Here is a 12,916-nt window from a genome sequence, read left to right on the forward strand (position 1 = left end):
GTCAGACGGGCTCGATCAACCCGTGCCGAACCAAGCCGTGCACGAGGCCGATCGATTGCGTGAGGAGGTCGTCCTCGTCCTCGCCGTGCGCGGCCGCGAGCAGCGACACGAGATCCCCGAGCGGAAGACCGTCGGCGCGCATGCCGCCGAGCAGGGCGGCCGCGAGGTCGTCCACCTCGTGCTGCCAGGCCGGACCGCCACCGCGATGCACCCGCACGACCACCTGGTCCCACCCGTCCTCGCCGGGCAGGTGCACCCGCTCGAGGGCCGTGTCGGGCCGCACCGCGAAACGGGCGTCGAGCACCTCGTGCGTACGCAGCCAGTCGAGGCGCCGGAAGTAGTCGACCGCCTCGTCGCCCAGCGCGTCGGTGAACGCGTGCCGCAGATCCTCGGCCATCACATCGGACGGCAGGTCGGTGCGGCGCAGGTAGACGAACCCGAACCCGACGCCCTCGACGCCCTGCTCCTCGAAGTGGTCGAGCCACTGCTCGGCGCGCACCGCGACCTCCGGCTCGCGTTGATCGGCGTCACCGTCTCGCAGCCACGTCCCGACGTAGAGGGCCGGATCGGCGATATCGCGCTGCACGATCCAGGCGTCGACGCCGTGTGACGGCAGCCACGATGCGACGCGGGTCCGCCAGTCCTCGCCCTCGACGTGCACCCAGGACGCGAGCATCGCGGCGGTGCCGCCGGGATTCAGGTGTTCGGCGGCCTGCGAGATCATGAGCCGGCTGGCGCCGTCGAGGTCGAGACCGGAATCGCGGTAGCTGTGCTCGACACGTCCGGCGCTCACCACGAACGGTGGGTTCGCGACGATGCGGTCGAAGGTCCGGCCGGCGACCGGCTCGAACCACGACCCCTCGAGAAGATCGATGTCGATCTCGTTCAGCGCGGCGCTCGCGGCGGCCAGGGTCAGGCAGCGGGGGTTGATGTCGGTCGCGGTGACCTCGTCCGCGTGGTCCGCGGCGCGGATCGCCTGCACCCCGCAACCGGTGCCGAGATCGAGCACCGAACCGACCCGATCGGTCGGGGTGGCCTGCAGCAGCGACAGGGAGGCCTGACCGACGCCGAGGACGTGATCGGGGCGGGTCGGGACGGGCCGGATCGAGCCGTCGAGATCGGACAGCACCCAGCGGCTGCCGGTCCCGGCGTCGAGGGGCCGCAGGTCGAGAGCGGCCCGCACGCCGTCGCCGTCGCGTTCGACGAGTCCCGCCTGCACGGCCTGCTCCGTCGTCACCGGAGCGAGAGCCTGCGCGACCTCGTCCTCGGGGCAGGTGTCCTGGAGGAGGAACAGCCGCACGAGCACGCCGAGATCGCCCGCACCGCGCGCGATGCGCCGGGCAGGGACGGGTTCGCTACGCCCGAGGGCGGCGTGCGCCTCGGGGCCGAGCATTTCCCGGACGGTGTCGAGGTCGTAGCGGCACCGGATCAGTGCGGTGCGCAGAGCCGGGCAGAGAGACAGGAGAAGGTCGCGGTCCACCACGACATTCTCGCAAGCGTCCCGTCCGGGGTCCCTGTCAGCCGTCGATCACATGGTGGCGGGACGACTCGATCGCCGGGGCATCGTCGAAGCGGCCGTCCCAGCGGCTCGGTTCGTCCTTGCGGCGCGGCGGCCGGTCGTTGGCGATGAGGACGGCGATCCACGGCAGCGGGATCGACACCCCGATGATCGCCATCGAGATCCAGGGATTGGCCCATACGCCGTACGCGATCGCCGCCAGCAGCAGGGCGGGGATGCGGACCGACATGATGGTGAGGTACTTGCGAACCCGTGCTCGGTGCTGATCCTCGAGCGACGCCTCCGCCGCGGTGATCAGAACCGGGTTGTCGGGCGATCCGTTCTCGGGGGATCCGCCGAAACCGTGAGTTCTCGCCATGTCTTCCACCTTCCCACGCCGGGCCGTCGCACGCACATACACATCCGGCCCTTCCGTGCGGCATCATGGACACGTGAGCACGGATATCAAGGAACGGCCGGATACCACCACCGACGAAACGACCGACGACGACACCCCGAAGTTCTTCCACTACGTGAAGAAGAACAAGATCGCCGAGAGTGCGGTCATGGGTACCCATGTGGTCGCGCTGTGCGGTGAGGTCTTTCCGGTGACCCGGTCGCCGAAGCCCGGCTCGCCGGTGTGCCCCGAATGCAAGAAAGTCTACGACGGTTTGCGCAAGGGCGACTGAGACACCTGGTGGAATACCTCGTCGTCCGTCGCGGCGTCGGGTGATTCCGGCGACGGTCTTGCTGCCGGCGAAGACGGTGATACTGCCTCCACCGTCAACAGTTCGGTCTGGGCCGGGGGAACTTCGGATCCCCCGGCCTTGTCGTCGTGCGAGGCAGTGTCGTCGTGGGGAGCAGTGTGGTCGTGGAGGGCAGGCCGATCGTCCGGCGCCGCATCCGACTCGACGGGTTTCCCGTCGATCGGCCACGACTCGGGTTGGCGATCCCCGGGCCGGATCAGGTCCGACAGCCGGATGGTCGTGGAGCTCGTCAACCGGCGGGTGAGGTTCGTCACCGGTCCGCTGTCGGGCGACGGATCACGGGCCGACTGCTCCGCGAGCCAGATCCGCCACTGCTCCAGACGCGTGGCGCGCGCCGGCCAGAACTGTTGCACCGTGGCGTTGAACTCCGCTCCGAGGACCACGGCGAACCCCAGGAAGAACGTGAACAACAGGAACGCGATCGGGGCGGCGAGCGCACCGTAGGTGTAGCCCGTGGCCGCGACCCACGTCAGGTACCACCGCAGGATCACGCTCGACGCGAGGAAGAACACCCCGGCCAGCACCGCGCCACCGAGCAGTCGGTGCCACGGCAGTGACTTCGGCAGCGCCACCTTGTACAGGGTCGTCAGACCGATCAGCAGGAGCAGACCCACCGCGGGGAAGTAGAAGGTGTCGATGATCCGTGAGCCGACATCGAACCAGGCGTCGGGCAGCAACCGGCCGATCAGAGTGGGTCCGAGCGCGACGAGCGGCATCGTGAACACCGCCAGGATCAGGAAGATCACGTAGAGGAGCAGCCCGAAGATCCGCTGCCACACCGGGTGGCGATGGTCCTGCTGGTGGTGCGCTTCGACGATCGAATCCACGAACGTCGAGATCGCCGACGATCCTGCCCACAGCGACAACACGAAGCCCAACGACATCACGTCGGCGCGACCCCGACGGAGGACGTCCTCGACCGTGGGCTCGATGATCTGGTCGACCACGCTGTCGCTGAAGACCGAGCGGAGGAAGGTGACGGTCTTCGACGTGATGATCTCCACCGTGTCGGGACCGAACCAGCCACCGACGTAACCGAGACTGCCGAGCAGACCGAGCAACAGGGGCGGCAGTGAGAGGGTCTGCCAGAAGGCCGCGGTCGCCGCCTTGCTGAAGATCGAGTGGTCCCAGGCCGACGACAGGGTGTGCGTCACGACCTTCCAGCCCTTTCCGACCGCGCGGCGAACGCGGCCGGAGGGTGCCTGTGCGGGGGATCGTGGTGTGTCGTTCATCTACTTCCAGAATTCCTGAAGACACGCTCGCGTGCGCGCACAGGCAGGTGAGGGCCTCTCGAATTCTGCCACGCAGTCCTCGGAGAACCCGCCGACGCCGCGGCTTCGGCGGGTTCGCGGGCTCCGAGACGATAGGCTGCATGACGGTCGGCGCCCGGACGAGTGCGGTGGCACCGACCCGAGCGAAGCGGACAAGGAGCACGAGAAACCGGTGAGCACCGAAACCGTCGGACAAGCTACGACCTCCGCCCCTGTGGCCCAGCTACGTGCCTGGCAGCGCCGCGCCCTCACCAAGTACCTCGCGACGAAGCCGCGCGACTTCCTCGCCGTCGCGACCCCCGGCGCCGGTAAGACGACCTTCGCCCTCCGGGTGGCGTCGGAGCTGCTGCGCGACCGGACGGTCGACCAGATCACGGTGGTCGCCCCCACGGAGCACCTCAAGCACCAGTGGGCGGGTGCCGCGGCCCGCATCGGCATCGCGCTCGACTCGAACTTCACGAACTCCACCGGGCAGACATCGAGCGACTACCAGGGCGTCGTGGTCACCTACGCGCAGATCGCCTCGCACCCGTTCAAGCACCGTGTGCGCACGGAGGCGCGTCGCACCCTGGTGATCCTCGACGAGATCCACCACGGTGGCGACGCGAAGAGCTGGGGTGAGGGCATTCTCGAGGCGTTCGGGGACGCGACCCGCCGTCTGGCGCTGACCGGTACGCCCTTCCGCAGCGACGACAGTGCGATCCCGTTCGTGAGCTACGAACCGAACGAGGACGGTCTGCTGCAGTCCAAGGCCGACCACGCCTACGGCTACGCCGACGCACTCGCCGACGGCGTCGTGCGCCCCGTCGTATTCCTCGCGTACTCGGGCGAGGCGCGCTGGCGCACGAGTGCGGGGGAGGAGTTCACCGCGCGACTGGGAGAGCCTCTCAGCGCCGAGCAGACGGCCCGGGCGTGGCGGACGGCCCTCGATCCCCAAGGCGACTGGATTCCTGCGGTGCTGGGGGCGGCGAACACCCGTCTGCAGCAGCTGCGTGCCGGCGGCATGCCGGACGCCGGTGGGCTCGTCATCGCCACCGACCAGACCACGGCGCGTGCGTACGCGAAGATCCTCGAGTCGATCACCGGCGAGATGCCGACCGTGGTGCTCTCGGACGATCCCACCGCCTCCGACCGCATCTCGCAGTTCAGCGAGGGCAACCAGAGGTGGATGGTCGCCGTGCGCATGGTGTCCGAGGGCGTCGACGTCCCGCGACTGGCGGTGGGTGTGTACGCGACCAGCGCCTCGACCCCGTTGTTCTTCGCGCAGGCCATCGGCCGCTTCGTGCGGTCGCGCCGCAAGGGGGAGACGGCCAGTGTCTTCCTGCCGTCCGTGCCGGTGCTGCTCGAGCTCGCCAGCCAGCTCGAGGCCCAGCGCGACCACGTCCTCGGCAAGCCGCACCGGGTCAAGGAGGGCTTCGACGACGAGCTGCTCGCCGACGCGAACCGGCGCAAGGACGAGCCCGGCGAGGACGAGAAGGCCTACCACTCGCTCGGGGCGGACGCCGAGCTCGATCAGGTCATCTACGACGGATCCTCGTTCGGCACCGCGACATTCGCGGGTTCCGACGAGGAGGCCGATTATCTGGGGCTCCCGGGTCTGCTCGACGCGGAACAGATGCGGGCGCTGCTGCGTCAGCGTCAGGAACAGCAGCTGAACAAGCCGAAGGCCGAACCGGCACCCACGCCGCCGCCCCAGGTGACCGAGCGTGTCGAGACCGCCGACACCCTCGCCCAGCTCCGTCGCGAACTCAACTCGCTCGTCGCGGTCGTGCACCACCGGACCAGGAAGCCGCACGGGGTGATCCACGGCGAACTGCGTCGCCAGTGCGGTGGTCCGCCGACGGCGATGGCGACCGCCGAGCAACTGCGCGACCGGATCGCGATCCTGCGCAGTTGGTGACGACGAGAACGGGCGACCACCTCGAGGTGGTCGCCCGTTCGGTCGGGTCTCGGAACCGTGGTTCCGGACGGCGGATCACACGGTGGCGTCGGACTCGCTCACGATCGTCGCTCCGAGTTCACGGAGGCGGTCGGTGTGCTCGTTCGCGTGGTGCCCGCAGAACAACAGTTCTCCGCCGGTCGGAAGGACGGCGCGGACACGAGCGGCGGCATTGCACCGATCGCAGCGATCTGCAGCGGTCAATTTCGGGCTGGTCAACGTACCGGGCATGACTCCTCCAAACTGGCCACCGCTCATATCGGGTGCCGGGGTCTGGTCCGCCGCACCGGCCGGCGCGGTGGATCTACTCTGACAGACGATTCGTATTCACGTGTTGTTCCCCTGGATGCCCAATGGTGGCGTGTTTCACGCATCGAACAGCGAAAATGCTTCGACATGGCCGTTTTCCGCACGGTGTGTTCGCTCACAGCGCAGAGCCCGAGGGGGCCGGAAACGCCCCGGTCGGGCTGTCCGACGCACAATGACGCCATGACCGAGACCCTGCTGCACATCATCTCCCGCGACGACTGGGACCACTTCCGACCCCTCGGGGCGGTCGTGCCGGACTCCCTCGGGACCCAGGGTTTCGTCCACCTGTCGACCCCGCACCAGGTGCACCTGCCCGCCGACCGGTTGTACGCAGGCCGCACGGACCTCCTCCTGCTGCGCGTCGACCCGCTCCGTTTCGAACCCGGCGTACCGGAGGACCCGGAGTCGATGCGCTTTCCGCATCTCTACGGGCCGCTGCCCGTCGACGCGGTTGTGGAGGTGAGGCCCTACCTGCCGGGACCGGACGGTCGGTTCCCGCCCCTCGACCGGGAGCGAGCGGACGCCGTCGGTCCGGAGGACTAGTCTTTCGACCATGATCGTCGACGTGACGCCGCTTCCCGGGATCGGTGTACGCAAGGACTTCGAACTGGCCTCCGGGCGCCGCATCGGGGTGATCACCCATCGGGACGGTCACAGCGACCTCATCATCTCGAAGGCGGGCGACCCCGACGCGTGTGCGGCCTCCCTGCCTCTCACCGTCGAGGAGGCGGCGACGCTCAGCAATCTGCTCGGTGCCCCACAGCTCGTCGCCCAGTTGCGTGAGGACCACCGCGACCTGCCCGGAATCCTCACCCGCCAGCTCCACATCCACGAGGATTCGCGGTTCGACGGAGCGGTACTGGGCGACACCGCGTTGCGCACCCGCACCGGTGTGTCCGTCGTGGCCGTGATGCGTGCCGGTCAGGTCATGCCGTCCCCGACACCCGACTTCGTTCTCACGGGTGGGGACATCCTGGTGACGGTCGGAACGGCCGACGGTCTCGACGCGGCCGCCAGGATCCTGCGCAACGGCTGATCCCGCAGAATGGACACGACGACACTCGCACTCATCGAACTGGGTGCGGTGTTCTTCGGACTCGGCGTCCTCGGACGGCTCGCGGCGCGGATCGGCATGTCGCCGATCCCGTTCTATCTGATCGGCGGCCTGTGCTTCGGCAATGGTGGCTTCATCCAGCTCGGCGATATCGGGGCGTTCAGTCACATCGCCAGCGAGATCGGCGTGGTCCTGCTGCTGTTGCTGCTCGGTCTCGAGTACACCGCGAACGAGTTGATCAGCGGCCTGCGACGCTCCCGGATGGCAGGCCTGCTCGACCTCGCCCTGAACGCGGTGCCGGGAGCCGCCATCGCGCTGATCCTGGGTCTCGGACCCATCGGCGCCTTCGTGCTTGCGGGTGTCACCTACATCTCGTCGTCCGGGATCGTGGCGAAGGTCCTCGCCGATCTGGGGCGCCTCGGCAACCGCGAGACACCGGTCGTCCTGTCGATCCTCGTCTTCGAGGATCTCGCGATGGCCGTCTACCTCCCGATCCTCACTGCGATCCTGGCGGGCGTGAGTCTGCTCGGCGGCCTCGAAGCCGTCGCGATCTCACTCGGTCTCGTCACCGTGGTGTTGGTGCTGGTGGTGCGATACGGGCGCTACGTCTCGGTCGTGCTCGACAGCCCCGATCGGGAAACGCTGTTGCTCAAGCTGCTCGGCGCAGCGCTGCTGGTGGCGGGGATCGCGTCGGCCCTGCAGGTGTCCGCGGCCGTGGGCGCCTTCCTGCTGGGCATCGCCATCTCCGGTTCGACGGCACACAACGCGGTCCGGGTCCTCGAACCGCTCCGCGACCTGTTCGCCGCCATCTTCTTCGTCTTCTTCGGGCTGAACACCGATCCGACGGCGATACCGCCGGTGCTCGGCTGGGCGATCCTGCTGGCCGTGCTGACCGCGCTGACGAAGCTCGTCACCGGATGGATCGCGGCGGCCCGTCACGGTATCGCCGTGATGGGCCGGGCGCGCGCCGGGGCGGCACTCATCGCCCGGGGAGAGTTCTCCATCGTGATCGCCGGGCTGGCCGTCGCCTCCGGACACGTCGACAGTCGCCTCGCGGCGATCGCTTCGGCATACGTGATGATCACCGCCGTGCTCGGTCCGGTGGCCGCGCGGGTCGTCGAACCGGTGATGCGGTTCGCATCCACACGACTCCCCGGAGGTGACGAGCGACAGCGCCTTCCCGGAGACGAACCGGAGCTTCTCTAGCCGCCCCTTCTCCAGCGGCCTTCTTCTGCTGACCTCGGGGTCCGGAACGAAGAACGAGGGCCACCCGATCGGATGGCCCTCGTTCTTCGTGACGGATGTCAGTCGAGGTAGTCGCGCAGCACCTGCGACCGCGACGGGTGGCGCAGCTTCGACATGGTCTTCGACTCGATCTGACGGATGCGCTCGCGTGTCACGCCGTAGACCTGACCGATCTCGTCGAGGGTACGCGGCTGGCCGTCGGTGAGGCCGAAGCGCAGACGCACGACGCCCGCTTCACGCTCGGACAGGGTCTCGAGCACCGACTGCAGCTGATCCTGCAGCAGGGTGAAGGAGACGGCGTCGACGGCCACGACGGCCTCGGAGTCCTCGATGAAGTCGCCGAGCTGGCTGTCGCCCTCGTCGCCGATCGTCTGGTCGAGGGAGATGGGCTCACGCGCGTACTGCTGGATCTCCAGCACCTTCTCCGGCGTGATGTCCATTTCCTTGGCGAGCTCCTCGGGCGTGGGCTCGCGGCCCAGATCCTGGAGCAACTCGCGCTGGATACGACCGAGCTTGTTGATGACCTCGACCATGTGCACCGGGATACGGATGGTGCGGGCCTGGTCGGCCATGGCACGGGTGATGGCCTGACGGATCCACCAGGTCGCGTAGGTGGAGAACTTGTAACCCTTGGTGTAGTCGAACTTCTCGACCGCGCGGATCAGACCGAGGTTGCCTTCCTGGATCAGGTCCAGGAACGCCATGCCGCGGCCGGTGTAGCGCTTGGCGAGCGAGACGACGAGACGGAGGTTCGCCTCGAGCAGGTGGTTCTTGGCCCGGTTGCCGTCGCGGCAGATCCAGTTCAGATCGCGGCGCTGCGCGACGGGGAGCTTCTCGCCCTTCGCCGCCAGCTGCTGCAGCATGTGGGTCGCGTACAGACCGGCCTCGATGCGCTTGGCGAGCTCGACTTCCTCCTCGGCGTTGAGGAGGGCGACCTTGCCGATCTGCTTGAGGTAGGCGCGCACGGAGTCGGCCGAGGCGGTGAGCTCGGCGTCCTTGCGTGCCTGACGCAGCGCCTCGGACTCCTCCTCGTCCCAGACGAAGTCGCCCGAGGCCTTGTCCTTCTCGCTGGGCTCGTCGTCCTCGACCACCACATCCTCGGCGCCGGCGAGATCACCCTCCGAGACCTCGAGGTCTGCGAGGTCCGCTTCCTCGGTGGCGTCGAAGTCCTCGTCGCCCGAACCCGCAGCCTTCGTGGCCTTCTTTGCTGCCTTCTTCGCGGTGGTCTTCTTGGCGGCTGCCTTCTTCGCAGGAGCCTTCCTGGCGGCCGCCTTCTTCGCGGGGGCCTTCTTCGCAGCGGTCTTCTTCGCCGGCGGCTTGGCACCGGGAGCGGTGCCCTCCGCGGAGTCCGCAGCGCCTGCGACGCTCGAAGCGTCCGCAACGGGTGCCGATTCGTTGGCGGAATCAGCGGTGTGGATGTCGGTGGCTGCCACGTACGCCCTTTCGTGACGAGGTAGTGCGGCGTCGCGCCAGAGTGATTCCGGCGGAGAGGTCTGTCGGGATGAGGGCCGGTTCCGGCCTGCTGGGGACCATTGTAACGATCCCCCGGGCGGCCGATGCGCCGGACTCAGGGAGTGACACCTGTTTTCGCAGCATAAGCAGCCCCTACGATTCCCGCCGCGTTGCGCAGTTCGGCGGGGACCACCGGGGTGCGGTTGGTCAGGAGCGGGATCCACTTCTCGTGCTTGCGGCTGATGCCGCCGCCCGCGATGAACAGGTCGGGCCAGAGCAGATCCTCGAAGCGGGCGAGGACGCGCGAGACCTCCTTGGCCCACTGCTTGTACGACAGGTCGTTGCGTTCCTTGACCGACGAGGCGGCGCGGTGCTCGGCCTCCTTGCCGTCGACCTCCATGTGCCCGAACTCGGTGTTGGGCAGCAGTACACCGTTGTGCAGCACGGCCGAACCGATCCCGGTGCCGAAGGTCAGGAGGATCACCACGCCGTCGGTGTCCTTGGCGGCACCGAAGCGGTCCTCGGCGATTCCCGCGGCGTCCGCGTCGTTGAGCACCGAGACGTCCCGGCCGCCGAGCACCCGCGAGAAGAGGGATCCGGCGTCGGTCCCGATCCACGACTTGTCGATGTTGGCGGCGGTGCGGGCGACACCTCCGGTGACCACGCTCGGCAGGGTCACGCCGACGGGACCCGTCCAGCCGGCTTGTTCGACGATCTGCGCCACCGTCTTCGCCACGGCCTCGGGAGTGGACGGTTGCGGAGTGAGGATCTTGATGCGGTCGCCGACCAAGCGCCCCGTGTCGAGATCCACCACGGCACCCTTGACGCCACTTCCCCCGATGTCGACTCCGAATCCGTGGTTGACGGGAGTCGCTCGGTCCGTGGGGACGTCCTGTGCCATTGCGTACTTCCTCTCGCTGGGTGGGGCCGGCTGCTCCGCTCGTGGAAACGATAGTGCCCGGTGTCACCGGGTGCGGGGTCGGTGGCGAAACCGTCGGCACTGTGTTCGGATCGGTTCGTGCACGCACAGAGAACACTCCCCGAATCCGAGTTGTCCGCGCTGAGGGATATGGCGGTGACCGTCGCCCGTGAGGCCGCGTCCTACGTCCGTGTACGCCGGGTCGAGCTGTTCGGTCCTCCGGGCTCGGGGGAGGCCGCCCGTGTGGGGACGAAATCGACGGTGACCGATCCCGTCACCGCCGCCGACACCGAGAGTGAGGAACTCATCCGGCGCCGGCTCACGGAACTGCGGCCGGGCGACGCCTTCCTCGGCGAGGAGACCGGGGCCGACGGCGCGACGGCGACTGCCGCGAGCGGAGTCGTCTGGGTGGTCGATCCCATCGACGGCACCGTCAACTTCGTCTACGGACTCCCCGCCTCGGCGGTCTCGGTGGCCGCGCGGGTCGACGGACGCTCGGTGGCCGGTGCCGTCGTCGACATCGCCTCGGGGGAGACGTTCTCGGCGGCAGAGGGTCTCGGTGCCCATCTGGACGTCGACGGCACGCGGGTGCCGTTGCGATGCAATCCCGTGACGGATCCGCGACTGGCGCTCGTGGCGACCGGCTTCTCGTACTCGCCGGCACGACGCGCACGTCAGGGTGAGCTGGTGGCGGCGCTGCTACCGAGGGTGCGCGACATCCGGCGTGTCGGAGCGGCCGCCCTGGACCTGTGCATGGTCGCGGCCGGCAGGGTCGACGCCCACTACGAACACGGACTCGGTCCCTGGGACTGGGCGGCGGGGGCGCTCGTCGCTGCGGAAGCCGGTGCGGTGGTGCGTGTCCCGAGCGGCACCGGGGACGACGGGGAACTCACGGTCGCGGCCGCGCCGGGGATCGCGGCCGATTTCGAAACTCTGCTCGCCGAAATCGGAGCGCTCGACGCAATTCCGAATTGACCGTTTCGTCACATCATGAATTGTGGTTCGTCACCTTTTACCGCAACAGTGACGAAAAACAGGATGCACGGTCTGTGAAAAGAGATTCAGCACCGGGCATTGCGTGCGGCCGTGAGTAGATCGAGGTCGAGCGGAGCCGTCTCCTCGCCCGCCGGGACCTCGCGTAGTGCCCGCAGGACCTCTTCGGCATCCGCCCCGGGGGAGATGTCCCGGAAGTAGGTTCCCAGCGCGAGGTCGACGGTGTCGTCCTCGCGTGTGTCCTGCACCAACTCGGCGCACGGGGCGAGCAACCACACCGAGGACGCAGCAGCGCGCCCGGCCTCGCCGAAGCGGATCTGCCCCTGGCACTGCATGTTCTGGTCGACGTAGACCGGATCGTTGCCGGCCTGCACGTCGGGCGGGCTCGAGAAACCGTAATCGCTCAGCTGAGCGGCCACGTGCGTGGCCTGGCCGCGTTCGCCGTTGGCGTTGTAGACGCGCACCCGGGTGGCCGTCAGGGGAGCGGGTTCGACCTCGAGCAGCGTCGACCGGTCCACGACCTCGCCGAGCGGAGCCGGTTGCGGGCCTTCGGGGTCGGTGGCCTCGGTCGGGGGAGCGTTGCACGCCACGGTGGTCGTGACGGGCTCGGACGAGGTGAACACGGAGGACCACACGACGATCGTGCCTGCGGCGAGGACGGCACCCGCCACGGCGGCCGGGACCACCCGGCGCCGACGGAACGGGCGGCCGCGGTCATCGGTTGCGCTTCCTTCGGTGATCAGGGAAACCACGCGGCCCTGCCTCTCGTGTCATGCCGTGTTCGTCGCACTCACTGTAGAGGTCGCGGACGTGGTCGGTGGAACCGCCGACCCGAGGAAATGTCACGAGTCGTTGTGTTGTTGATGACGATTGCCAGACAATTCCCGGCGTTTCCACGCATCGATTGCATATTCGTGCGTGAGGTCGGCTATTGTTCGGCGGCCGAACCGTCCAAGAATGGGCGGTGCGGCGCGAAAACAGAGTCAATTCGGGTATGCCACAGCAATGGCACACCCGTCGGGAACTCCAACGGACGGCCGTGCGTTGCCCTGGCCGGGAGCACCGTCCGTGTCCCGGCCGGCTACCGGTACGAGTACTAGAAGGTAAGAGGAAATGGCGACTGACTACGACGCACCCCGGCGGACCGACAGCGACGATGTGTCGGAGGATTCACTCGAGGAACTGAAGGCCCGGCGCAACGAGGCCCAGTCCGCTGTGGTGGACGTCGACGAATCGGACACCGCCGAGTCCTTCGAGCTGCCCGGGGCGGATCTGTCCGGCGAAGAGCTGTCGGTGCGTGTCGTCCCGAAGCAGGCCGACGAATTCACCTGCTCGAGCTGTTTCCTGGTGCATCACCGGAGCAGACTCGCGAGCGAGGAGAACGGTGTCATGATCTGCCGGGACTGCGCAGCGTGAGGACATAGGGCAGCGTGAGGGCATAGGTGCGAAACGAGGCCGGGTGACGACGA

14 protein-coding genes are annotated in these 12,916 nt (G+C 68.2%); 7 read left to right on the top strand and 7 right to left on the bottom strand.

All coding sequences use genetic code 11. The features are described from left to right. Position 1: 1 nt before the first annotated feature. On the bottom strand, positions 2 to 1,480 hold the full coding sequence (locus tag BO226_RS06440) for a DUF7782 domain-containing protein (RefSeq protein WP_071934837.1): 1,479 nt from the start codon (positions 1,478 to 1,480) through the stop codon (positions 2 to 4). Positions 1,481 to 1,517: 37 nt separating this feature from the next. Further along, positions 1,518 to 1,877: a DUF3099 domain-containing protein gene (locus BO226_RS06445; RefSeq protein ID WP_006551334.1), complete on the bottom strand. Its 360-nt coding sequence runs from the start codon at positions 1,875 to 1,877 to the stop codon at positions 1,518 to 1,520. A 73-nt stretch (positions 1,878 to 1,950) separates the two neighbouring features. Between BO226_RS06445 and BO226_RS06450 the strand changes: the two genes are divergently transcribed. After that, the gene (locus BO226_RS06450) at positions 1,951 to 2,187 is read left to right on the top strand and encodes a DUF3039 domain-containing protein (protein WP_006551335.1); all 237 of its coding nucleotides are present in this window, start codon (positions 1,951 to 1,953) and stop codon (positions 2,185 to 2,187) included. Here BO226_RS06450 and BO226_RS06455 read toward each other — a convergent pair. After that, positions 2,160 to 3,497: a YihY/virulence factor BrkB family protein gene (locus BO226_RS06455; protein WP_071934838.1), complete on the bottom strand. Its 1,338-nt coding sequence runs from the start codon at positions 3,495 to 3,497 to the stop codon at positions 2,160 to 2,162. The genes BO226_RS06450 and BO226_RS06455 overlap by 28 nt on opposite strands. A 211-nt stretch (positions 3,498 to 3,708) precedes the next feature. Here BO226_RS06455 and BO226_RS06460 point away from each other — a divergent pair, with 211 nt between their 5' ends. Then, positions 3,709 to 5,436 carry a DEAD/DEAH box helicase gene (locus BO226_RS06460; protein ID WP_024100707.1) on the top strand — a complete coding sequence of 576 codons (1,728 nt, stop codon included), beginning with the start codon at positions 3,709 to 3,711 and terminating at the stop codon, positions 5,434 to 5,436. A 75-nt stretch (positions 5,437 to 5,511) separates the two neighbouring features. Here BO226_RS06460 and BO226_RS06465 read toward each other — a convergent pair whose 3' ends face one another. Beyond that, positions 5,512 to 5,706, bottom strand: a complete 195-nt coding sequence (locus tag BO226_RS06465) for a DUF7455 domain-containing protein (protein ID WP_006551338.1) — start codon at positions 5,704 to 5,706, stop codon at positions 5,512 to 5,514. 258 nt (positions 5,707 to 5,964) lie between these two features. Here BO226_RS06465 and BO226_RS06470 point away from each other — a divergent pair, with 258 nt between their 5' ends. The 3 genes from BO226_RS06470 to BO226_RS06480 are packed head-to-tail and all read left to right on the top strand — an operon-like array spanning position 5,965 to position 8,044. Then, complete coding sequence (locus tag BO226_RS06470; RefSeq protein ID WP_071934839.1) at positions 5,965 to 6,327, top strand: DUF952 domain-containing protein; 363 nt, start codon at positions 5,965 to 5,967, stop codon at positions 6,325 to 6,327. Positions 6,328 to 6,337: 10 nt separating this feature from the next. Next, a complete protein-coding gene (locus tag BO226_RS06475; protein WP_006551340.1) occupies positions 6,338 to 6,820 on the top strand; it encodes a cation:proton antiporter regulatory subunit in 483 nt (160 codons plus the stop codon). A 9-nt stretch (positions 6,821 to 6,829) separates the two neighbouring features. Then, positions 6,830 to 8,044: a cation:proton antiporter gene (locus BO226_RS06480; protein ID WP_019289208.1), complete on the top strand. Its 1,215-nt coding sequence runs from the start codon at positions 6,830 to 6,832 to the stop codon at positions 8,042 to 8,044. Between the two features lie 98 nt (positions 8,045 to 8,142). Here the strand turns inward: BO226_RS06480 and BO226_RS06485 are convergent, their stop codons facing one another. Beyond that, a complete protein-coding gene (locus BO226_RS06485; RefSeq protein ID WP_019289209.1) occupies positions 8,143 to 9,516 on the bottom strand; it encodes an RNA polymerase sigma factor in 1,374 nt (457 codons plus the stop codon). A gap of 134 nt (positions 9,517 to 9,650) precedes the next feature. Beyond that, the gene (ppgK, locus tag BO226_RS06490; protein ID WP_024100721.1) at positions 9,651 to 10,436 is read right to left on the bottom strand and encodes a polyphosphate--glucose phosphotransferase; all 786 of its coding nucleotides are present in this window, start codon (positions 10,434 to 10,436) and stop codon (positions 9,651 to 9,653) included. A gap of 168 nt (positions 10,437 to 10,604) precedes the next feature. On the opposite strand from ppgK, the gene BO226_RS06495 reads away from it, so the two are divergent. Further along, positions 10,605 to 11,429, top strand: coding sequence for an inositol monophosphatase family protein (locus BO226_RS06495; RefSeq protein WP_198040649.1), 825 nt, complete (start codon positions 10,605 to 10,607; stop codon positions 11,427 to 11,429). A gap of 86 nt (positions 11,430 to 11,515) precedes the next feature. Here the strand turns inward: BO226_RS06495 and cei are convergent, their stop codons facing one another. Then, a complete protein-coding gene (gene cei, locus BO226_RS06500) occupies positions 11,516 to 12,199 on the bottom strand; it encodes an envelope integrity protein Cei (protein ID WP_006551345.1) in 684 nt (227 codons plus the stop codon). Between the two features lie 361 nt (positions 12,200 to 12,560). Between cei and BO226_RS06505 the strand changes: the two genes are divergently transcribed. Beyond that, a complete protein-coding gene (locus BO226_RS06505; RefSeq protein ID WP_006551346.1) occupies positions 12,561 to 12,863 on the top strand; it encodes a DUF4193 domain-containing protein in 303 nt (100 codons plus the stop codon). The last annotated feature ends 53 nt before the right edge of the window (positions 12,864 to 12,916 follow it).

This window comes from Rhodococcus sp. 2G (genome assembly GCF_001886355.1).
GTDB classification, from domain to species: Bacteria; Actinomycetota; Actinomycetes; order Mycobacteriales; family Mycobacteriaceae; genus Rhodococcus; species Rhodococcus pyridinivorans.